Below are 20,804 nucleotides of genomic sequence, written 5' to 3' on the forward strand. Positions count from 1 at the left end.
CGAAGACCGCCCGCGACGTCTTTGCCTGCTATCATTGCGTTTGTCAGACGCAACAACCCGGAAAACGAAGCGCCACCTCCGTTTCCTTCTGCAGTTTGCCAGCCAATCGGGGTTGTCACTTCCGACTATCCGGCAACGCCACCCTTTCCCAGCTTTCGAAACAGCACCGGAAGCTGCTCCCCCACTGGAAAGGACCGAATCACAATAACCCGGTTTCAAACAGGTGGGATAAGTTTCCATTTATCCCACCAGGAGGGGCGTGTGTTGCATGAATAAAGTGCGTCCTTCGACAGGCTCAGGATGAGGGACGTTGATTTGATTGCAGAAAAAGCAGGGAGCCCAGGTCTGAAACCTCGCAGAATTATCCCCCTGCCAAACACCCAATTCCCTCATCCTGAGCCTGTCGAAGGGCGCAGCAACGTTTGTGCAATCGCTTTTTTATAGCACCGCATCAAAATAGTGCGTGCTTCGTGGTTCGACGAACTCACCATGAGGGGCTCAGCATGAGGGAAGTGGGTTGGTGGCGGTAAGATTGGGAGCCTGGGTTTGAAACCTCGCAGAACTAGAACCCTGCAAATCTCTACTCTCCCTCATCCTGAGCCTGTCGAAGGGCGCAACAACGCTTGTGCAGTCCCTTTCTTTACTTGCATCAAATCGAAATAGTGCGTGCTTCGACGAGCTCAGCATGAGGGAGGTGGGGGCTCACCATGAGGGGGCTCAGCATGAGGGAGGTTGGCTCAGCATGAGGAAAATGGTGAGAGCAAAACGGAGAGAGACAGGGTTTGAAATCCCCGAACTCTCGCCCTGCCACCACCATGCGGCCCGACCCGATCACCACCCCATATGTCAGAAAAACTCCGCGCCTGAGCCGATGACCAGCGGGTCTTCCTTGCCGATGATATCGGTGTCCCGGCCCGCATAGGGCAGGCTGAGCAATATTCTGCGGATCACGGCGATGCGCGCCCGGCGCTTGTCGTTCGCCCGCACCACGGTCCATGGCGCGTGCTGCGTATGGGTGCGCTGGATCATCAGGTCGCGCGCCTTGGTATAATCGTCCCACTTGCCGATGCCGGCAATGTCCATCGGCGAAAACTTCCAGTTCTTCAGCGGGCTGTGGCGCCGGTCGTGAAAGCGTTTCAATTGCATCGTCTGGCCGATATTGAGCCATATCTTGAAGAAGTGGATGCCGTCGGCGACGATCATGCGCTCGAAGCCCGGCACTTCGTCGAGGAAGGCGTCGCGCTGTTGCGGCGTGCAGAAACCCATCACCGGCTCGACGCCGGCGCGATTGTACCAGGATCGGTCGAAGGTGACGAACTCGCCGGCGCTGGGGAAATGCGCCACATAGCGCTGGAAATACCACTGCGTGGCTTCGACTTCCGTCGGCTTGGTCAGGGCGACGTTCCTCGCGGTGCGCGGGTTCATATATTGCCGCAGGTTGAAGATGGTGCCGCCCTTGCCGGCCGCATCCCGGCCCTCGAAAACGGTCATGACGCGCCCGCCCGTTTCCTGCAGCCAGTATTGCAGCTTGACGAGCTCGATCTGCAGCGCTTCCAGCGTGGCCTTGTACTCGTCCTTCGGCATCTTGCCGTCATAGGGATAATTGCCGGAAGACAGCGCCGTGGCGTCGATCCAGTCGGGCAGCTTCGGGTTCTCGATGTCGAAGCTGCGCTTCCTGCCATCGACCACGAGTTTCACCGGCTTTATAGTTTTCTGCGAAGATGGTGTTTTCGGTTTCGGACTTTTCCCCAAGGCGCCTTCCTCAATTGACATAAAGCCATGTTATTGGGACATCGGAACAGCGTCCACCATTAAGACGCATGGAGTTTATCTATTCATGAGCATAGCCGAAAACCGGGACGGTCTGAGAGGCAGGATAATCGAACGCATCATCCGCTCGCGTTTCGTGCTGGCGGCGGCGGCCTTCGTCACGGCGCTGGTGCTGAGCTTCGGCGCGTCCTGGTGGCTGAGCTTCGGCATATTGATGCTGGTGCTCGTCGCCGTCGTCGGGCTTTCGGCGGCGCTGCCCCGCACCGATGCCCTGTCGGAACAGCCGGCCGATCCGGTGATCTTCCGCCTGTCCGGCCAGCAGCTTGCGGCGCAATTGCCCGATCCTCTCATCATCTTCGATCGCGAGGGCACCATTCTCTATGCCAATCCGGCGGCAAGCGGCGCGTTCCGGGCGATCGCCCGCGGCGGCACGCTGCTGATGCATTTCCGCGCGCCGGAGATCCAGGCGCTGGTCCATGCGGTGATGGAGGACGGCACCGCGCGCTCGACCGATTATTTCGAGCGGGTGCCGCTGGAGCGCTGGTACCGGGCGACGGTGCTGCTGCTCGACCGGGTGGGCGCGGGCGAGCCGCAATTCCTCCTGTCGTTCCGCGACCAGACCGAGGCGCACCGGCTGGAACGGATGCGCTCGGATTTCATCGCCAATGCCAGTCATGAGCTGCGCACGCCGCTGGCATCGCTGACCGGCTTCATCGAGACGCTGCGCGGCCCGGCCCGCAATGACGAGAAGGCGCGCGAGAATTTCCTCGAGATCATGCACAAGCAGGCCGAACGCATGGCGCGGCTGATCGACGATCTCCTGTCGCTGTCGCGCATCGAGATGAAGGCGCATATCGCGGTCAAGGACCAGGTCGATCTGAGCGCCGTCCTCAACCATGTCGCCGATACGATGCGCCCGCTGGCGGAGGATCTCGGCGTCACCATCGAGCGCGATGTCGCGGCCGGCCCGATCAATGTGCTCGGCGATCGGGACGAGCTGACGCAGGTGTTCCAGAACCTCGTCGAGAATGCCTGCAAATACGGCCAGTCCGGCAAACGCGTCGTCGTCGAACTGAAGCGCAGCGGCGATGTGACCAAGGCCGTAATCCAGGATTTCGGCCCCGGCATCGCCGACGAGCACATACCGCGGCTGACCGAGCGGTTCTACCGGGTCAACGCCGAAACCAGCAAGGCGCAGAAGGGCACCGGGCTCGGCCTCGCCATCGTCAAGCATATCCTTACCCGCCACCGCGCCCGGCTGGTCATCCGCTCGCGCCTTGGCGAGGGCGCCTCGTTCACGGTGCTGTTCGGCGCCAGCGACGCCTGAGGGAAGCAGTCCCGCCGGCCCACAGCCCCAAAACAAAGGAGGCGCCGTGTGGCGCCTCAGAACAATGCAGGATCATGTCCGGTTCAGGCCGGAACCCTATTTGCGGCGGCGGTCCGACGCCGGCTGGTAGGCCAGGCGCGAATGGTAGCTGCAATAGGGTCCGCTCTCGCCGACATCATTGCCGCAGAAGCTGAAGCCGGGCATCAGCGGGTCGCCCACGGGCCATTTGCAGGTCCGCTCGCTCAGCTGCACGAGTTCGAGCCGCCGCGAAATCGGAACGACGACATTCTCGGCCGGCCGGGTGACCGTGTGGGTCACGACCTCGGTGCTGAATTCGGTCTGCAGCGCCGTCGCGCCGACGCTGCGGCTCACCACACGGGCGGACATGTGGCTGGCGCCGGAGCTGCGCTGGCCGGCGCCGGAATTGTTGACCTTCTTGCTGCGTGCCTGGCTGGAAGTGGTCTTGCCGCGCCCCGAAAGCTTCAACCGGTGGACCTTGCCGATCACGGCATTCCGGCTGACGCCGCCCAGCTGCGCAGCGATCTGGCTCGCGCTCAGGCCGTCGGCCCAAAGTTTCTTCAGCTGCTCCACGCGCTCGTCTGTCCAGTTCATGTCCCTAGCTCCATATGGGGCTCTGTTTTGCACGGCTGGCGGACTGAATCCTTCCTCGCATCGGGATTGCTCCAGATTGAACAAATACCATATCTATCCAGGTGACGAGGACGCCGTACGAAATCTAGCTATTTCGATTTCCAAACTACAATATGCGATGACTCCGTGACAAGAGTCGGGCACGGTCGGTTCCGTTGCTTTTTTCGGTTTTCCCCAACTTGAAGGTTAAACTGTTGCAGAAAAGACTCTTTTCTCGCTTGCCGGCAAAGCCCGCGGAGCGGTGCCGCCAAAGCCCCGAAATCGGCGAAACGTTCATTTGACAATTCGACCTTGAATGATGATATTACACCCGTGCGGCCGCCCCAAATGGCATTGTGGGCGGCTTTTTGATTTCATTTTTGCCGATTTCCATGACGGGAACAGCAAGCTTGGCAACTGGGTTTTGGAGGCCCGAACAAAATGACGGACGCAAATGCGCAGCCGCTTTACGACACTTATGCTCGTGCGGGCCTGCGCTTTGAGCGAGGAGAGGGTGTCTGGCTGACCACGGAAGACGGTCAGCGCTATCTCGATTTCGCTGCCGGCATCGCTGTCAATCTCCTCGGCTATTCCCATCCGCATCTCGTCGAAGCGCTGAAGTCGCAGGCCGAGAAATTGTGGCACCTGTCCAACATATATGAAATCCCCGGGCAGAAGCGGCTCGGGCAGCGGCTTGTCGACCATACCTTCGCCGACAAGGCCTTCTTCACCAATTCGGGCGCCGAGGCGCTGGAATGCGCCATCAAGACGGCGCGCCGCTATCATTATGTCAACGGCCATCCGGAACGCTTCCGCATCGTCACCTTCGAGGGCGCGTTTCACGGACGCACGCTCGCGACCATCGCCGCCGGCGGCCAGGCCAAATATCTCGAAGGCTTCGGCCCCAAGGTGGAAGGCTTCGACCAGGTTCCCTTCGGCGACGACGCGGCGCTGAAGGCTGCCATCGGCCCGGAGACCGCCGCCATCCTGATCGAGCCGATCCAGGGCGAGGGCGGCGTGCGGCTGGTGCCGGACGAAACCATGCGCGCGCTGCGCAAACTGTGCGACGAGCACGGCATCCTGCTCGTCCTCGACGAGGTGCAATCTGGCATGGGCCGTACCGGTCGTCTCTTCGCCCATGAATGGTCCGGCATCACGCCGGATATCATGGCGGTGGCCAAGGGCATCGGCGGCGGCTTCCCGCTCGGCGTCTGCCTGGCGACGGCCGAGGCCGCCAAGGGCATGACGGCAGGCACCCACGGCACCACCTATGGCGGCAATCCGCTGGCGATGGCCGTCGGCAATGCCGTGCTCGATATCGCGCTGGCCGATGGCTTCCTGCAGCATGTGCGGCAGATGGAAATCCTGTTGAAGCAGGGCCTTGCCTCGATCGCCGATCGCTATCCGGAGGTCATCGCCGAAGTGCGCGGGCGCGGCCTGCTGCGCGGGCTCAAATGCGTGGTGCCGAACACGACCATGGTGCAGGCGCTGCGCGACGAGCATCTGCTGACGGTCGGCGCCGGCGACAATGTCGTCCGGCTCATCCCGCCGCTCGTGGTAACCGAGGAGGAAATCCGCGACGCCCTGGCGAAAATCGAAGCGGCGGCGGAGCGCCTTGCTCCGGTCGCCCGGCAGAAGATCGCTTGAGGGCAGCATCATGACGATCAAAGTTGACGTCCGTCACTTCACGGATATTTCGGCCCTTTCGGCAACCGATCTGCGGACCATTCTCGACGATGCGCGCGCGCGCAAGACGAGGCTGAAGGCCGGCGCCATGGAAAAGCCCTTCGCCGGCAAGGTCCTGGCGATGATCTTCGACAAGCCGTCCACCCGGACGCGCGTGTCCTTCGATGTCGGCATGCGCCAGCTCGGCGGCGAGACCATCATGCTCACCGGTTCCGAGATGCAGCTCGGCCGCAGCGAGACGATTGCCGACACCGCTAAAGTATTGTCGCGCTATGTCGATATCATCATGATGCGCACGACGACGCATGAGCGCCTGACCGAGATGGCGGAGAATGCGACGGTGCCGGTCATCAATGCGCTGACCGACGATACGCATCCCTGCCAGATCATGGCCGACATCATGACCTTCGAGGAGCATCGCGGCCCGGTGAAGGGCAAGACCTTCGCCTGGACGGGCGACGGCAACAATGTGCTGCATTCGCTTGTCGAGGCGGCGGCCCGCTTCGATTTCAATCTCAACATAGCGACGCCCGAGGGCAGCGAGCCCGATGCGCGCTATCTCGAATGGGCGCGGCAGAGCGGCGCGCGGCTGATGCTGACGACGGATCCCGTCGCGGCGGTCAGCGGTGCGGATTGCATCGTCACCGATACCTGGGTCTCGATGGGCCAGGAAGGACGCGCCCGCGGGCATAATGTGTTCGTGCCCTATCAGGTCAATGACACGCTGATGCAGCATGCCAATCCCGATGCGCTGTTCATGCACTGCCTGCCGGCGCACCGCGGCGAGGAAGTGACGGATTCGGTTATTGACGGGCCGCATTCCGTGGTCTTCGATGAGGCGGAAAACCGGCTGCATGCGCAGAAGGCCATCCTGGCCTGGTGTCTCGAGGGAGGTCGCAATGTCTGATGTGACAGGCCGTCCGGACGAATATATGTTCGCTGGCGACGATGCCGTCGTGCCCTTCCAGGTGGAAGCGCTCGATGCGCGCGGCCGCGCCGTGCAGCTCGGTCCGACGCTCGACGATATTCTGAGCCGGCATGCCTATCCTGAGCCGGTGGCCAAGCTCCTGGCAGAGGCCATCGTGCTGACCGTGCTGCTTGGCACCTCGCTGAAATTCGAGGGCAAGTTCATCTTCCAGTCGCAGTCGAACGGGCCTGTCGACATGCTCGTCGTCGATTTCAGCACGCCCAATGCGGTGCGCGCCTATGCGCGTTTCGACGAGGAGCGGCTCGCCGATGCCATCGAGCAGAAGGCGACGGCGCCGGCCGAACTCCTCGGCAGCGGCACCCTGGCGCTGACGGTGGACCAGGGCGAATATACGCAGCGCTACCAGGGCATCGTCGCGCTCGACGGTTCCAATCTCGAAGAGATCGCCAAGACCTATTTCCGCCAGTCGGAGCAGATCCCGACCGATCTGCGCCTGTCCGTGGCCAAGCTCATCGAGCGCGGCGAGGATGGAAGGCCGGTGGAGCAATGGCGGGCCGGGGGGCTGATCGTGCAGTTCCTGCCGGAGTCGGAGCTGCGCATGCGCCAGCCGGACCTTTCGGCGGGGGACGTGCCGGAATCCGCCTTGGACGACATGTCGGAATTCCGCGAGGATGATGACTGGGCCGAGATCAAGGCGCTGGTATCGACCATCGAGAGCTCGGAACTGACCGACCCGCAGGTCGGCGCCGAGCGGCTGCTCTATCGCCTGTTCCACGAGCGCGGCGTGCGTGTCTTCGACGCGGTGCCGGTCAGCGACGAATGTTCCTGCTCGCGCGAGAAGATCGCCGGGGTGCTGTCGGGCTTCACCGCCGAGGAGATCGACGACAGTATCGAGGACGGCAAGATCAGCGTGACCTGTGAATTCTGCTCGACGCTGTACGAGTTCGATCCGGCCGAGTTCCGCCCCAGGAACTAGGGCGTGGCACGCCGCCATGCCATCCCATGAGGGATGAATTGCGGCCGGCTGGAAATGGCTGGAGCGGATGAAGGGAATCGAACCCTCGTATGCAGCTTGGGAAGCTGCCGTTCTACCATTGAACTACATCCGCATGCGCCTATCAGTGCTGGTTGGCGCGCGAAAATGCAAGCCAAGAATTGTCCAGTACAAGCTTCAGCGGAAATGCTTCGACAGTTTGAGGCCCTGCGCCTGGTAATTTGAGCCGAGATCGGTGCCATAAAGCGCCTTCGGCCGTTCGAGCATGTGTTCATAGATCAGCCGGCCGACGATCTGCCCGTGTTCGAGGATGAAGGGCACTTCATGGCTGCGCACTTCGAGCACCGCCCGGCTGCCGGTGCCGCCGGCGGCCGTATGGCCGAAGCCCGGATCGAAGAACCCGGCATAATGGACGCGGAATTCGCCCACCAGCGGATCGAACGGCGTCATCTCGGCGGCAAAGAGCGGCGGCACATGCACCGCCTCGCGCGAGACGAGAATATAGAACTCGTCGGGATCGAGAACGAGTTCGCGCGCGCCGCGATCGTGGATCGGCTCCCAGAAATCATAGAGATCATGCGCGCCGCGCCTGTCGACATCGACGACCGCCGTATGGTGCTTGCCGCGATAGCCGACAAGGCCGCTGGCATCGCCGGTCAGGTCGATCGACAGCGCAATGCCGCCGCCGGTGATGTCGGGCGTGTCCGAGGCGACCAGCGTCTCCGTGCCGTGCAGCGCCGCAAGCTCGGCCTCGTCGAGCTGCGCACGGCCGGTCCTGAACCGGATCTGCGACAGGCGCGAGCCGGTGCGCGCGACGATCGGGAAGGTTCGCGGGCTGACTTCGAGATAGAGCGGGCCACGATAGCCGGCTGGCACCTTGTCGAACTCCTGCGCGCCATCGACGATGACGCGGGTGAAAATGTCGAGCCTGCCGGTCGAGCTCTTCGGATTGGCCGAGGCCGACACGTCCGCCGGAAGCTCCAGGCTTTCGAGCAGCGGCACGATATAGACGCAGCCGGTTTCGAGCACGGCGCCGGCGGTCAGGTCGATCTCGTGCAGCTTCAGCCGTTCGAGCTTGTCGATGACCGGCGTTGCCGGGCCGGGCATGAAGCTGGCGCGGACGCGGTAGGCCTTGGCGCCGAGACGCAGGTCGAGGCTCGCCGGCTGGATCTGGTCGCTGTCGAATTCGCGCTCCGTCGTCAGCGCCCCCGCCTGGTGCAATGCCCTGATGCCGCTATCGGCAAGAATGCCCGCTTGTCGTGTCATATGGTCGTCAAATCCTGTCAAATCCGGTGAAAGCTTTAGCGTTTCACCCGATTGACGCAAGCGCCCAAGAGGATTAAAGCAATCTTATCCCGTGGTGATTTGGCCGGCCGGCTTGCAGCCACGTAAAACAATTTGCTAAAAGAGGCCCGGTCACGTCCGGCCTTTTTGCGATTCCCGCAAGGCCGGTTTTTTATTGCCTCCACGAGGCAGATTGAGAAAACGATGACCGAGAAGAAAAGCCGCAATTTCCGCCCCGCCACCCAGCTCGTCCATGCCGGCACGCTTCGCTCAGGCTTTGGCGAGACATCGGAATCGCTGTTCCTGACACAGGGTTTCGTCTATCCCGACGCCGAGTCCGCCGAGGCCCGTTTCAAGGGCGAGGATCCGGGCTTCATCTATTCGCGCTATGCCAACCCCACGACCGACATGTTCGAAAAGCGCATGTGTGCGCTGGAAGGCGCCGAGGATGCGCGCGCCACCGCCTCCGGCATGGCGGCCGTCGCGGCGGCGATCCTGTGCCAGGTCAAGGCCGGCGACCACGTGCTGGCGGCGCGGGCGATGTTCGGCTCCTGTCGCTACATCATCGAGACCTTGCTGCCGCGCTATGGCGTCGAGTTCACCCTGATCGATGGTTCCAGGATCGAGAACTGGGAGAATGCGATCCGCCCCAACACCAAGGTGCTGTTCCTCGAGAGCCCGACCAATCCGACGCTGGAAGTGATCGACATCACTGCCGTCGCCAAGGTCGCGAATTCTGTCGGCGCGAAGCTGATCGTCGACAATGTCTTCGCCACGCCGCTGTTCCAGAAGCCGCTGGAGCTCGGCGCGCATATCGTCGTCTACTCGACCACCAAGCACATTGACGGGCAGGGGCGCTGCCTCGGCGGCATGATTCTTTCCGACAAGGAATGGATCGACGCCAACCTGCACGAATATTTCCGCCATACCGGCCCGGGGCTGAGCCCGTTCAATTCCTGGGTGATGCTGAAGGGGCTGGAAACGCTCGCCGTGCGCGTGCGCCAGCAGACCCAGACGGCGCGGCGGCTCGCCGATTTCCTCGCCGATCACCCGGGCATTTCCAAGGTAGTCTATCCCGGCCGCGCCGACCATCCGCAGGCGGATATCATCGCCCGGCAGATGAGCGGCGGCTCGACCCTTGTCGCCTTCGAGGTCAAGGGCGGCAAGAAGGGTGCGTTCCGCTTTGAAAACGCGCTCGAGATCGTGCAGATCTCCAACAATCTCGGCGATGCGAAGAGCCTCATCACCCATCCGACGACCACGACCCACAAGAACCTGTCGGACGAGGCGCGGGCGGAGCTCGGCATTTCCGATGGGCTGTTGCGGCTGTCCGTCGGCCTGGAGGATGCCGACGACCTGATCGAGGATCTCGACATGGCGCTGAAGGCGTGAACGCAGGGCGATCACAAAGGATTTAGATCGCAGCGGTTGACGCCGCCGGCGTGGCTGGCGATATCAGGAACATACACTGGGACAGGTATGTATAAAGCCATCACACGCGAGATCGAAGTCACTGTCGAACCCTTTTACCTGGAGGATCAGTCCGACCCGGCGGCGAACCATTATGTCTGGGGCTACCGGATAACGATCTCCAACGAATCCGACGCGACCGTGCAATTGCGGTCGCGCTACTGGCAGATCACCGACGCGCATGGCAATGTCGAGGAAGTGCGCGGACCGGGGGTCGTGGGCGAGCAGCCGGTGCTGAACCCGGGCGATTCCTTCCAATATTCGTCCGGCTGCCCGCTGAAGACCGCTTCGGGCATGATGGTCGGCAGATATACGATGCAAAGCGTCGGCGGCGACCGCTTCGATATCGACATTCCGGCCTTTTCGCTGGATATTCCCGACCAGTCCCGCACCATCAACTAGGCTTCCCCATGACCGGCACCGAGCGCACGCAATCCCCCTATCTCAAAGGGCTCGTCTGTTCAGCCATCGCGCTGGCGATCGCCCTCGCGGCGCTCTATTTCGGCGTCACGCTGCCGAGCTTCAAGACGCCGTCCGAGGCGGCAAGCCAGCTCGTCGCCCTCGCGCTCGTCCCCGGCCTGATCGTCGGCCTCCTGGCGAAGAAATCGACGCGGCCCTGGCCGCTCTGGCTGATCGTCGCCGCCTATATCGTCATCCTGATCGTCATCGGCGCCGTCCACGAAATCACGGCGCCGATGCGCGCCTAGTTCTTTTCAGCTTCAGCTCCCGCTCTTACAGTCAGGAAGCGAGGTCCAGCACGATGCGACGGCCAAGGGCCTTGGCAGCATCGTCGATCCTGTCGAGCTTGGTGCCATAATGAGGATCCAGAATCCTTCTGGCCTCGGTCTCTGCAATTCCCATACGCCTGGCGAGTTCGACCTTGGAGATACCGGACTCCTTGAACGCCTGAATCACCAATGCCTTCGCAGCAACCGTGGCGGAGACATATACACACTCTTCCCCAGCCTGTTCCTCCGAGGGCTCCGGGAGGTCGATGCCTTTTTCGAGATAGGTGAGAACGACGACGTCCAGCGCATCTTCAGCGTTGTCACGTGCCTCTTCAGCGCTCTCCCCAGCTGTGAGAAGCTCCGGGAAGTCACGGCTGCGCACGACTATGTCTCCGTCCTCATCTGTAAAGCCAAGCGGGTAAAACATTGCCGTCTCCTTGATCGTCTTCGTCCTGCGATGGCCTGATGGATCGACCCGCCTAAATGTCGGCGGGATCAATATCAAGCTGGGCAAGAATCCTGTTGATCCTCAGTGGTGTCAGCTCGCTTTGGACCGTGGTCCATTTCCCGTCATAGGACACCGTATAGTGTGAACCCTTGCCCTTCGTTTTATCGACGTCGAACGACGCTCCTGTCTTTCTTGCCAGCCTCCGAATGGCGCGGAATAAACTGCTCTCTGTTCATCCGCCCTCTACCTGACTGATCGTCCCACAGGCGTCGCACGAAAACGTGCGGGCGTCAACGCCATTCGAACGAAAACGTGCGCCCCCTCATCCGCCGCGCCATAGCCAGATCGTCACGGCCCCGGACCTGCCCCTGATTTCGGCTTCGAGCGGGCCGGTCAGCGTGCCTCGCGCCGAGGCGGCATTGTCCGGACCCGCCACATGCAGGATTTCGCTGCTGAGCGCCAGTTCGGCGCGGTTGGCCTTGGCGATCTCCATGAGCCTGCTGGCGATGTTGACCGTGTCTCCAGTCGCGGTGATCTGCTGGCGCTCGCCGCCGCCAAGACGCGAGGCGACGACCGTGCCGAAATGCGCGCCGACCTTGTAGCCGATGCGCTCGCTGGTCGAGGAGGGCAGCGTCGCCAGCCATTGCCGGGTGCGGCCGCAGAGACTGACGGCACAGCCGAGGGCGCGCTGCGCATCGTCCGGCTTCGGCGCCGGCAGGCCGAACAGGATCATGGCGCCATCGCCCATGAAGCTGATGATGCTGCCGCCGCTAGCCGCCACTTCCTCGTCCACCATCTGGTAGAAGCCGTTGAGCAGGTCGCGCGTCGAATTGGGGCCGAGGATTTCGCTGAGGCCGGTGAAGCCCGACAGGTCGATGAAGATCACCGCCGCATCCTGGCGCACCGGCAAAGCCAGAAAATCCGGATGGCGCGCCAGCCATTTGCCGAGGCCGGGCGCCTGGATGGCCTGCAACATGCGGCTCTGGCTGGCGAAATGCTGCGCCCGCCGCCGGTTCAGGAGCAGCTGCAGCGCGCCGAATATCAGCACTGGCGGGCCGATGGCGGTCAGCGGCAGCGATATGCTCAGCCACAGGCCGTTGGAGAACAGCAGGGCATTGAGCGCCAGCCAGCAGACGAGCACGGCGCCCATCGCCGCGAGGCCCGGCGCGTTTGGCCAGAACGCCAATATGGCGACCAGCAGCATTGGCAGGAGGATGGTGGTCGCGGCGTCGATGCCATGCGTGAACCGGTTGCGGGTGATGCCGCCATCGGCAACCAGATGGCCGATGGCGGTGGCGATGACTTCGACGCCGGGAAGGACCTGGTCGAACGGGGTCGGGAAGACGTCGCCGCCGCCGGTCACGGTGGTGCCGAGGACCACGATCTTGCCGGAAATATCGGCGGGATCGAAGCTGCCGTCGAGAATGGCAGCGGCGCTGATCGTCCTTATCGTGCCGCGCGGGCCATGGAATGCCAGCGGCAGCGCCTGGCCGCTATCGGTCGCGACATGCCTGCCGCCGAGCTCGATGCCGTCCGCCCCGAAGACCGGCTCGACGCCGAGGGAGAGCGCCGCGGCCTGCAGGGGGAAGGCGGCGCGTATGTCGCTGCCGCTGCGGAATATCATCGGGATTTCGCGCGGCGTGCCGGATTGGTCCGTGCCGACATTGACGATGCCGACCTGTGCCGCCTCGCTGAAGCGCGGCAGGGGCAGCAGGAAGCTCTCGGCGTCGGGGATGCGGTCGAGGAGGGTTCCGCCGGCGCCGGCGCGCTGGCTGCTCCGCTGGAACACGGCGGCGCCCGCTATGATCGAAGGCGAGCGCGCAAGGGCGGCGGCGAGCGCGGCATCGCCTTCCGCCGCCCCGGCCTCGAGGAACAGCATGTCCACGGCGATGATATTCGGCCGCGCCCGGCCGATGGCGTCGATCAGCTCGGCGATCCTGGCGCGCGCCAGCGGATAGCTGCCGGTCCGCTGCACCGTCTGGTCGTCAATGGCGACGATGGTCAGCGCATCGGGGGCGGGCCGGCTGCCGCGCAGGAGAATGCGCAGGTCCGTCAGCGTCGCCTCGACGCGCTCCAGGAACCAGAGATTGCTGCGCATGTGGGCGGCGCCAAGCCCGGCGCCCCAAACGAGGGTAAGCGTCAGCGCCGCCAGCATCAGGGCGCTGCGGTACTTCATGTCCTATTGGCCGAGCCGGGCCATGAGGGCGGCGACCCGCTTTGCCGGCCACCGCTTCACCACCAGGGCGGCAGACCCCGCATCGACGTCGACGCCCTGGCCCGGGCCGAGCACGACCGGCTCGCCAGCGGCGCGGCGCCTCACATCCACGGCGCCCCTTGCGACGAAGACGGCTGTGCCTGCCGCGCTCGCATCCACGGCCCAGCGCGTGCCGCGCACGGCGGCGATGGCCTGGGGCGTGATCACCTCGAAGCCTTGAGGGGAGGCGGGTGCATCGATGAGAATCGCCTTGTCCTGCAGGCGCACCTTGTCGACGCTGCCATCGCGGTTGCTGTCGATCAGGCTGTAGCGCGCATTGGCCTCGGCGGTGATCTTCAGGCCGCCGCGGCATTGCAGGACATGCCGCGCCGTGCCGCCGACCGGATGGAGCGTGCAACCCGAACCCGGCGACGACTGGGCGCGGGCGGGCGAAGCGAGCATGGCCGCAACGCCAAGGGCGGCAGCCCAGCATGAGACATTGGCAATGGTAGTCATGGAACGCGCCCCCGATCTTGCGCCATTATACGGCCATCCACCGTGCAAACAAAGCGCCGGCGCCTAATGAATCCTATGGATCGCCAGCACGGCCGAGTGCAGGGTCTGCCGCGCCAATCGGGCAGGACAGCTTGAATTCATGGCAATATGCTTTACATCAGCCATGGTCGCAGCACGCAGCTTGGAGAAATCGATGACGGACAGGTCCAACAGCTTTCTAGGGGATACGCCCGGCCGGGTGTTGCTCAAGCTGATCGTCGTATCGCTGGTCGTCGGCGTCGTCATGAACGCGTTCGACTGGTCGCCGATGGACATCGTCTATGGCGTCGAGCGCTTCATACGCCGCATCTGGAATCTCGGCTTCGGCGCGATCGAGAGCTTCGCGTCTTACCTGCTGCTCGGCGCCGCCGTCGTGGTGCCCTGCTTCATCATCTTGAGATTGTTGAACTATCGCCGCTGAATTTTTGGCACAATTCATCTCTAGGCACGGGTGAACTTATCACGAGGTCATCCATGCCAGCCATTCATTCGGTCCTGCGCCCGCGCAGGCATCTTCACTGGGCGCTGCTCGCTTTGCTGCTGCCGCTCGCGGCCTGCCAGTCGGCAGGCAGGGGGCCGGGCGCCAGCGCCGGCGTGTCCGGTTCCGCCAGCGGCGCGATGGCGGCGGTGCGCTCCGGCAACGGGCTCGAATCCATGTCGCCCGACAGCAGGCTCGAGCAGGCCGCCCTGCAGCAGGCCATTTACATGGCGAGCCGGGGCCGGATGACCCATACCACCGGTTGGGGCAGGGATTTCGCCACGCGCGTCGGCGGCAATGGCATCGATGGCGCGGCGGCCGAGAACATCGCGATGGGCAGGATGGGTATCGACCGCCTGTTCGCCATGTGGATGGCTTCGCCGCCGCATCGGCGCAACATGCTCGACCCGCGGTTCAGGCATTATGGCCTCGCCTATGCTGAAGCCGCGAATGGCAGCAGCGAACGTTACTGGGCACTCGTGCTCGGGCGCTGATTTGCCACTGGCAAGCGGACGCCGGCAATGGCATAGAGAGGGGTAACGGCACAACCCGCCGCAACCTCCGGTGCCCTTCATGAACGACACTCCGCCGACACAGCAGCAGAAGATTGTCCGGCCCTTCGAGGTGACGAACCGGCTGATGCTGGCGATCACCATTCCGGTCATGCTCGCATCGTTGACGACGCCGCTGCTCGGCCTCGTCGATACGGCGGTGGTCGGCCAGCTGGGTGATCCGCATCTGCTCGGCGGCCTCGCCATCGGTGCGCTGGTCTTCGACTTCCTGTTCTCGACGATGAATTTCCTGCGCGCCGGCACTACCGGCCTGGTGGCCCAGGCCATGGGCATGCATGACAAGGTGGGGCAGCAGGCGGTGTTCTGGCGCTCCATCGGCATCGCCCTGATCGCCGGCATCGTCTTCATCCTGGCGACGCCGCTCGTGCTGATGGCGACGAACCGCTTCATGCAGCCGGACCCGGCAGTATCGGCGGCGATGTCGACCTATGTCACGATCCGCCTTCTGTCGTCGCCGATGGCGCTTGCCAATTATGCCGTGCTCGGCCTGCTGCTCGGCCAGGGCCGGGCCATGCAGGGGCTCTATCTGCAATTCCTGCTCAATGGCATCAATATCGCCATGACCATCGGGCTGGGGCTGCTGGCCGGCTGGGGCGTCGCCGGCATCGCCTGGGGTACCGTGCTCGGCGAAGGCATCGCGCTGGTCGTCGGACTGGTGCTCGTCTATCGGCAGTTCCGCGCCGAGCCGAACCCGACATTGGCGATGATCCTCGATCCGCATGAGCTGCGCCGGATGTTCGCGGTGAACCGGGATATCATGCTGCGCTCGTTCTTCCTGCTCATCGCCTATGCCTATTTCACCCGCGCCGGCACCACGGCAGGCGCGGTGACGCTGGCGGCGAATGCCGTACTCATGAATTTTCTCCTCGTCTCGGGCTATCTCATCGACGGTGTCACCACCGCCGCCGAGCAGATATCCGGCCGCGCGGTCGGCGCCCATTACCGCCCGGCATTCGACCGCGGCGTGCGGCTTTCCTTCCTGTGGGGCCTGATGCTCGCCAGCGCGATGGCGCTGTTCTTCCTCGCCTTCGGCGACGGCATCATAAGGTTCCTGATCAAATCGCCCGAGGTGCAGGAAATGGCATCGACCTATATGCCCTGGGCGGCGCTGGCGCCGGTCATGGGGCTGCTGGCCTTCCACATGGATGGTGTCTTCATCGGCGCCACCTGGTCGCGCGACATGCGCAACATGATGCTGCTGTCGCTGGCCGGCTATTTCGCGGCCTATCTGGTGTTGCCGGTCTATTTTGGCAATCACGGGCTCTGGCTCGCCCTGCACCTGTTCCTCGGACTGCGGGGCATATCGCTGCTGGCGATCCTGCCGTCCCGCGCCCGGGCGCAGTTCGCGGCCTAGGCCAGCAGCGGCCGGGCCGCCCAATCGGCCGTGTCGAGATCGCGCAGGCCGGATATGTTGGCGACGGCCTCCCGCTTCATCTGCTCGGAAAGGCCCTTGACGATCTCGGCCGCTATGCCGGGACCCTTGTAGATCATCCCCGTATAGAGCTGAACCAGATCGGCGCCGGCGCGGATCTTGGCAAGGGCCGTCTCGGCGCTGTCAATGCCGCCGACGCCGATGATCGGCAGGTCGGCGCCGACGCGCTGGCGCATCTTCGCCAGGACGATGGTCGAACGTTCGAACAGCGGCGCGCCCGAAAGACCGCCTGTCTCGCGCTGTTCCAGCTGGTTGATCAGGCCGCTGCGGGAGAGGGTGGTATTGGAAACGACGAGGCCGTCGAGCGGGTGAAGCGCGAGTTCGGCGGCGATATCGTCCAGGCTCGCTTCGGGCAGGTCGGGCGCTATCTTCAGGAATACCGGCCGCTTCGACCCCTGCTGCCGGTCGCGCTCGGCGAGCACGCGGCCGAGCAGTTCCTTCAGGCTGTCGCGCGTCTGCAGGTCGCGCAGGCCCGGCGTATTGGGAGAGGAGATGTTCACGGCGAAATAGCTGGCGACGCCGGCGAAGCGCCTTATGCCGGCGACATAATCGGCGATGCGGTCGGGCGAATCCTTGTTGGCGCCGATATTGACGCCGATGATGCCGCGCTTGCCGCTACGCTCCGACAACCGGCGGAACGCGGCTTCGTGGCCCTCATTATTGAAGCCGAGACGGTTGATGACGGCGCGATCCTGTACCAGCCGGAATATTCTCGGCTTGGGGTTCCCGGATTGCCGCAGCGGCGTCAGGGTGCCGACTTCGGCGAAGCCGAAACCGAGCTTCAACAGGGCGTCCGGCACTTCCGCATTCTTGTCGTAGCCGGCCGCCATGCCGAGCGGATTGGGAAAATCGAGCCCGGCGACATTGATCCGAAGCGCGGGATCGCCCGGTGTCGCACAGGCGGGCACGATGCCGGAACGCAAGGCCATGATCGACAGGCCATGCGCCCGCTCCGGCTCGAGGGAGAACAGGGTCCTTTGCCCGATGGATTGGAACAGACTGGCCATTAGCTGAGATCCGGAAAGATGTGCCTGCCGTCGCCGCCGAGTGGCAGGGGCCTGACCCAGGCCGCGGCATTGACGGGCAGCGCCGCATAGAGATGGGGAAACAGCGCGCCGCCGCGCGACGGCTCGAAGCGCAGGCTGTCGCCGAGAGCGGCGGCATCGACGGCGATGAGCAGGAGATCGTCCTGCCCGGAAAAATGCTTGGCGGCGGTCTCGTGCAACTGCCCGGCGGTGGAGAAATGGATATAGCCATCGGCCAGGTCGACGGGCGCGCCGTCGAAAACGCCCTTGGCTTCGGCAGCGTGCCAGAGCGCTCGCGGTGCGATCTTGTAGATGAGTTGCGACATGCGCGCTTACTAGCGCTAAATACGGCTTTCGCAAAGAGCGCAGACGCGCCGGTCACAGAATTCATGAAGGTTTCGGATTTTTGGCGTATTGTACGGCGATGATGACCCGTATCGAACGCTGGAGGCCTGAAATGCCAAGATCAAACGCAGTACCGGTCATGCTTGCCGCCATGCTACTCGCCGGCCCGGCCGCGGCCGAGGAAACGGCGAATTATACGCTCGAAAAGACCGCCGAAGGCTATGTCCGGATGAACAACCGTACCGGCGAAATGTCGATCTGCCACGAAAAGCTGAACCAGCTCGTCTGCAAGGTCGCCGCCGACGAACGCACGCTCTACGAGGACGACATCGCCGACCTGAAGGCGCGGGTGGCGAAGCTGGAGGAAACCGTCGCCGGCATCGGCAAGCTGCCGCCCGCCGTGCGGGACGCGCTTCCGACCGAGGAGGATTTCGAAAAGGGCCTCAGCTATATGGAGCGTTTCATGCGCCGTTTCATGGGGCTCGCCAAGGAGCTGGACGAGGACAAGACCGAGCCGCAATCGCCCGCGACGCCGCAAAAAACCTGAGGACGAGCGTGGCGATCGAGACTGTTTGTTCTTGATTTGTTCTCAATGATGACGGATAGTGGTCGCTCCACTTTCTCTGGGAGCGATGAGATGTTTGCCGTACCAACACTGATTGGCGAGGTGTCGATAAGGCTTTTTGTGCGTCATGGGGACCAGCAGAACGCGCTGGACTTCTATGGGGCGGTATTCGGGGCGCAGCTTGTCGGCAGGCCCTATCTGCACCAGGGCGTGCTGATAGCGGCGGAGATCCGGCTCGGCGAATCCGTCATCATGATCGTGGGCGCCAATCCCAAGCGCGATGCGGATGCGTCGCTCGGCGGGCCGCGCTCGGCCCATGCCATCGGCGCGACGCCGGTCATGCTCGACATCCATGTCGATGATGCGGATCGCATCATGCACCATGCCGTCGCGGAGGGCGCGCGCGTCCGCAACGCGGTCGAGACCCTCGACAATGGCGACAGGGCGGGCGTTCTCGTCGATCCCTTCGGCCATCTCTGGGTGGTCAAATCACGCCGCAAGCATCTTGCAGCGTGATCGGCGGGCCTTGTCGGCCTAGGCGGCGTAGCGCTTGGTCGCCGCGATCAGCTCGTGCACGATGCCGGGTTCGGTGACGGCATGACCGGCATCCTCGACGATGCGCAAATCGGCTTCCGGCCATACTTTCTTGAGGTGCCAGGCATTGAGCAGCGGCGTGCACATGTCATAGCGGCCATGCACGATGGTGCAGGGGATGTGCCGGATCAGATGCGCATGGCGCAGCAGATGATCGTCGGTTTCGAGGAAGCCGCCATTCTGGAAGTAGTGGCATTCGATGCGCGCAAAGGCGATGGCGAAATTATCCGACGCGAAGGCTTCGGCGCGCGCGGGGTCCGGCAGCAGCGACAGCGCGGAGCCTTCCCAGCGCGCCCAGTTCTTGGCGGCGGCGAGGCGCACGGCCGGGTCTGGATCGGTCAGGCGCTTGTAATAGGCGGCGACCATGTCGTCCCGTTCCTCTTCCGGGATATGGGCCTGGTAGGCCTCGAAACGGTCGGGATAGATGATGCTTGCGCCATTGGAATAGAACCAGTCGATCTCGAAGCGCCGGACGAGGAAGATGCCGCGCAGGATGAGTTCGCTGACATGGTCGGGATGGGTCTGCGAATAGGCGAGCCCCAGCGTCGAGCCCCAGGACCCGCCGAACACCTGCCATTTGTCGATGCCGAGATGGGTGCGGATGCGCTCCATGTCCGCGACGAGGTCCCAGGTCGTGTTCTCCTCGAGCTCCGCATGCGGGGTGGATTTGCCGCAGCCGCGCTGGTCGAAGAGGATTATCCTGTACTGTTCGGGATCATGCAGGCGACGCATGGTGGGGTTGATGCCGCCACCCGGTCCGCCGTGAATCATGATTACCGGCTTGCCGTCGGGATTGCCGCATTCCTCAATATGTATCGTGTGCAACCCCGAAACTTCAAGCATCTGCTCCTGATAGGGCTGTGCCTCCGGATAAAGAGTGTGTGTAATCATGCAATTCTCTTTCTAACTCGTCCCCACAATTGAATAATCGCTCGGGAATAAGGTTTTGCCAAGGCACTTTAACGGACTAGGCTTAACGACGTTCCCTCAATACAGCCGAAGAACTTTACAAAGTGCCAAATACTTATTGATATATCAGAAAAAATGGATTTAGTCGTTGGCATTACGCCTTTAGGTTTAGATGTTTTATTTGATACCAATTGAGGATTAGCAGATGCATTACCGGTTCGTTATCGTAGACGACCACCCATTGTTTAGAGGCGCGCTCAAACTGGCGCTGGCAAACTTCGGCGAACAGCTGGAAATCATGGAAATCGGCGATCTCGAAAGCGCAAAGCGACTGCTTCATGTCTCGACCGATCTCGACCTTGTCCTTCTCGACCTTTCGCTGAGCGATGCCGGCGGCCTTACCGGCCTCATCGCCCTGCGCGCCATCCAGCCGCTGGTGCCGATCGCCATCGTTTCGGCGAGCGACGATGCCGTGACCATACAATCGGCGCTGGAGCTCGGCGCTGCAGGTTTCATCTCCAAATCCTCCAGCCCCGACACGATAAGATCAGCCGTGCAGGTCATTCTCGACGGCGGAATATGGTCGCCGCTCGGCGACAGCGAGCCGAGCGAACTCGAGCCGGAGCTTGCCGATCTCATCCGTTGCATCCGCAAGCTGACGCCGCAGCAGAGCCGCGTGCTCGGCATGATGGCGGACGGCATGCTGAACAAGCAGATCGCTCATGAGTTGCAGGTTTCGGAAGCCACGGTGAAGGCCCATGTCTCGGCCGTGCTCTACAAGCTCGGCGTCGACAGCCGCACCCAGGCCGTCATCCGCCTTGCACGGTTTCGCGGCGACCGCGAGATCGCCGAGGCGATCGAGAGCTGATC

Annotated in this window: 22 protein-coding genes, 1 tRNA gene and 1 riboswitch; of the genes, 13 read left to right on the forward strand and 10 right to left on the reverse strand. The window is 63.1% G+C overall.

Translation table 11 applies throughout. The features are described from left to right. Positions 1–846: 846 nt before the first annotated feature. Positions 847–1,773, reverse strand: a complete 927-nt coding sequence (gene ppk2, locus OSJ75_RS12275; protein ID WP_267228279.1) for a polyphosphate kinase 2 — start codon at positions 1,771–1,773, stop codon at positions 847–849. Between the two features lie 64 nt (positions 1,774–1,837). Here ppk2 and OSJ75_RS12280 point away from each other — a divergent pair, with 64 nt between their 5' ends. After that, entirely contained in the window at positions 1,838–3,097 is a 1,260-nt protein-coding gene (locus OSJ75_RS12280) for an ATP-binding protein (RefSeq protein WP_250015398.1), read from the forward strand. Positions 3,098–3,193: 96 nt separating this feature from the next. Here OSJ75_RS12280 and OSJ75_RS12285 read toward each other — a convergent pair whose 3' ends face one another. Further along, positions 3,194–3,709: a GcrA family cell cycle regulator gene (locus tag OSJ75_RS12285; RefSeq protein WP_250015397.1), complete on the reverse strand. Its 516-nt coding sequence runs from the start codon at positions 3,707–3,709 to the stop codon at positions 3,194–3,196. A gap of 459 nt (positions 3,710–4,168) precedes the next feature. Between OSJ75_RS12285 and OSJ75_RS12290 the strand changes: the two genes are divergently transcribed. From OSJ75_RS12290 to OSJ75_RS12300, 3 genes are read left to right on the forward strand one after another with little or no spacing between them, the layout of a single operon-like run. Continuing rightward, entirely contained in the window at positions 4,169–5,374 is a 1,206-nt protein-coding gene (locus OSJ75_RS12290) for an aspartate aminotransferase family protein (protein ID WP_267228280.1), read from the forward strand. 10 nt (positions 5,375–5,384) lie between these two features. Beyond that, the gene (gene argF, locus OSJ75_RS12295) at positions 5,385–6,320 is read left to right on the forward strand and encodes an ornithine carbamoyltransferase (protein ID WP_250015393.1); all 936 of its coding nucleotides are present in this window, start codon (positions 5,385–5,387) and stop codon (positions 6,318–6,320) included. Further along, the gene (locus OSJ75_RS12300; protein WP_267228281.1) at positions 6,313–7,317 is read left to right on the forward strand and encodes an Hsp33 family molecular chaperone; all 1,005 of its coding nucleotides are present in this window, start codon (positions 6,313–6,315) and stop codon (positions 7,315–7,317) included. The genes argF and OSJ75_RS12300 overlap by 8 nt, the downstream gene beginning before the upstream one ends. Before the next feature lie 59 nt (positions 7,318–7,376). Here the strand turns inward: OSJ75_RS12300 and OSJ75_RS12305 are convergent. Beyond that, positions 7,377–7,450 (reverse strand) — tRNA-Gly (locus tag OSJ75_RS12305). Between the two features lie 62 nt (positions 7,451–7,512). Continuing rightward, the gene (locus OSJ75_RS12310; protein WP_267228282.1) at positions 7,513–8,601 is read right to left on the reverse strand and encodes a 2'-deoxycytidine 5'-triphosphate deaminase; all 1,089 of its coding nucleotides are present in this window, start codon (positions 8,599–8,601) and stop codon (positions 7,513–7,515) included. A gap of 81 nt (positions 8,602–8,682) precedes the next feature. After that, a riboswitch (SAM riboswitch) is annotated at positions 8,683–8,762 on the forward strand. Between the two features lie 61 nt (positions 8,763–8,823). Here OSJ75_RS12310 and OSJ75_RS12315 point away from each other — a divergent pair. The 3 genes from OSJ75_RS12315 to OSJ75_RS12325 all read left to right on the forward strand — a co-directional run bounded on the left by OSJ75_RS12315 (position 8,824) and on the right by OSJ75_RS12325 (position 10,796). Next, positions 8,824–10,011, forward strand: coding sequence for an O-succinylhomoserine sulfhydrylase (locus OSJ75_RS12315; protein ID WP_267228283.1), 1,188 nt, complete (start codon positions 8,824–8,826; stop codon positions 10,009–10,011). Between the two features lie 87 nt (positions 10,012–10,098). Further along, positions 10,099–10,491 carry a Co2+/Mg2+ efflux protein ApaG gene (gene apaG / locus OSJ75_RS12320; RefSeq protein WP_250015385.1) on the forward strand — a complete coding sequence of 131 codons (393 nt, stop codon included), beginning with the start codon at positions 10,099–10,101 and terminating at the stop codon, positions 10,489–10,491. A gap of 8 nt (positions 10,492–10,499) precedes the next feature. Then, positions 10,500–10,796 (forward strand): hypothetical protein, encoded by a 297-nt coding sequence (locus OSJ75_RS12325; protein WP_250015382.1) that lies wholly within the window; start codon positions 10,500–10,502, stop codon positions 10,794–10,796. 31 nt (positions 10,797–10,827) lie between these two features. Here the strand turns inward: OSJ75_RS12325 and OSJ75_RS12330 are convergent, their stop codons facing one another. The 3 genes from OSJ75_RS12330 to OSJ75_RS12340 all read right to left on the reverse strand — a co-directional run bounded on the left by OSJ75_RS12330 (position 10,828) and on the right by OSJ75_RS12340 (position 13,975). After that, positions 10,828–11,244, reverse strand: coding sequence for a type II toxin-antitoxin system HicB family antitoxin (locus OSJ75_RS12330; RefSeq protein WP_267228284.1), 417 nt, complete (start codon positions 11,242–11,244; stop codon positions 10,828–10,830). Between the two features lie 343 nt (positions 11,245–11,587). Beyond that, the gene (locus OSJ75_RS12335; protein WP_267228285.1) at positions 11,588–13,441 is read right to left on the reverse strand and encodes a CHASE2 domain-containing protein; all 1,854 of its coding nucleotides are present in this window, start codon (positions 13,439–13,441) and stop codon (positions 11,588–11,590) included. 3 nt (positions 13,442–13,444) lie between these two features. Beyond that, positions 13,445–13,975 (reverse strand): FecR domain-containing protein, encoded by a 531-nt coding sequence (locus OSJ75_RS12340; protein WP_371929592.1) that lies wholly within the window; start codon positions 13,973–13,975, stop codon positions 13,445–13,447. A 193-nt stretch (positions 13,976–14,168) separates the two neighbouring features. On the opposite strand from OSJ75_RS12340, the gene OSJ75_RS12345 reads away from it, so the two are divergent. The 3 genes from OSJ75_RS12345 (at position 14,169) to OSJ75_RS12355 (ending at position 16,418) form a co-directional block, all read left to right on the forward strand. After that, complete coding sequence (locus tag OSJ75_RS12345; protein WP_250015377.1) at positions 14,169–14,435, forward strand: DUF6460 domain-containing protein; 267 nt, start codon at positions 14,169–14,171, stop codon at positions 14,433–14,435. Between the two features lie 53 nt (positions 14,436–14,488). After that, positions 14,489–14,986, forward strand: coding sequence for a CAP domain-containing protein (locus OSJ75_RS12350; protein ID WP_250015375.1), 498 nt, complete (start codon positions 14,489–14,491; stop codon positions 14,984–14,986). A 79-nt stretch (positions 14,987–15,065) separates the two neighbouring features. Further along, positions 15,066–16,418: an MATE family efflux transporter gene (locus OSJ75_RS12355; RefSeq protein ID WP_250015373.1), complete on the forward strand. Its 1,353-nt coding sequence runs from the start codon at positions 15,066–15,068 to the stop codon at positions 16,416–16,418. Here the strand turns inward: OSJ75_RS12355 and OSJ75_RS12360 are convergent. After that, positions 16,415–17,503 carry a quinone-dependent dihydroorotate dehydrogenase gene (locus tag OSJ75_RS12360; protein WP_267228286.1) on the reverse strand — a complete coding sequence of 363 codons (1,089 nt, stop codon included), beginning with the start codon at positions 17,501–17,503 and terminating at the stop codon, positions 16,415–16,417. The two genes, OSJ75_RS12355 and OSJ75_RS12360, sit on opposite strands and share 4 nt — an antisense overlap. Then, a complete protein-coding gene (locus tag OSJ75_RS12365; protein ID WP_267228287.1) occupies positions 17,503–17,847 on the reverse strand; it encodes a DUF952 domain-containing protein in 345 nt (114 codons plus the stop codon). Before OSJ75_RS12365 ends, OSJ75_RS12360 begins: the two co-directional genes overlap by 1 nt. Before the next feature lie 131 nt (positions 17,848–17,978). On the opposite strand from OSJ75_RS12365, the gene OSJ75_RS12370 reads away from it, so the two are divergent. After that, on the forward strand, positions 17,979–18,413 hold the full coding sequence (locus tag OSJ75_RS12370; RefSeq protein ID WP_250015366.1) for a hypothetical protein: 435 nt from the start codon (positions 17,979–17,981) through the stop codon (positions 18,411–18,413). A 90-nt stretch (positions 18,414–18,503) separates the two neighbouring features. Next, positions 18,504–18,947, forward strand: coding sequence for a VOC family protein (locus tag OSJ75_RS12375; RefSeq protein WP_250015364.1), 444 nt, complete (start codon positions 18,504–18,506; stop codon positions 18,945–18,947). A gap of 18 nt (positions 18,948–18,965) precedes the next feature. On the opposite strand, the gene pip is transcribed toward OSJ75_RS12375, so the two are convergent. Continuing rightward, positions 18,966–19,916, reverse strand: coding sequence for a prolyl aminopeptidase (pip, locus tag OSJ75_RS12380; RefSeq protein ID WP_267228289.1), 951 nt, complete (start codon positions 19,914–19,916; stop codon positions 18,966–18,968). A gap of 223 nt (positions 19,917–20,139) precedes the next feature. Between pip and OSJ75_RS12385 the strand changes: the two genes are divergently transcribed. Next, entirely contained in the window at positions 20,140–20,802 is a 663-nt protein-coding gene (locus OSJ75_RS12385) for a response regulator transcription factor (protein ID WP_250015360.1), read from the forward strand. The last annotated feature ends 2 nt before the right edge of the window (positions 20,803–20,804 follow it).

Origin of the sequence: Phyllobacterium sp. 0TCS1.6A (assembly GCF_026420825.1) — a bacterium.
Classification (GTDB): domain Bacteria; phylum Pseudomonadota; class Alphaproteobacteria; order Rhizobiales; family Rhizobiaceae; genus Phyllobacterium.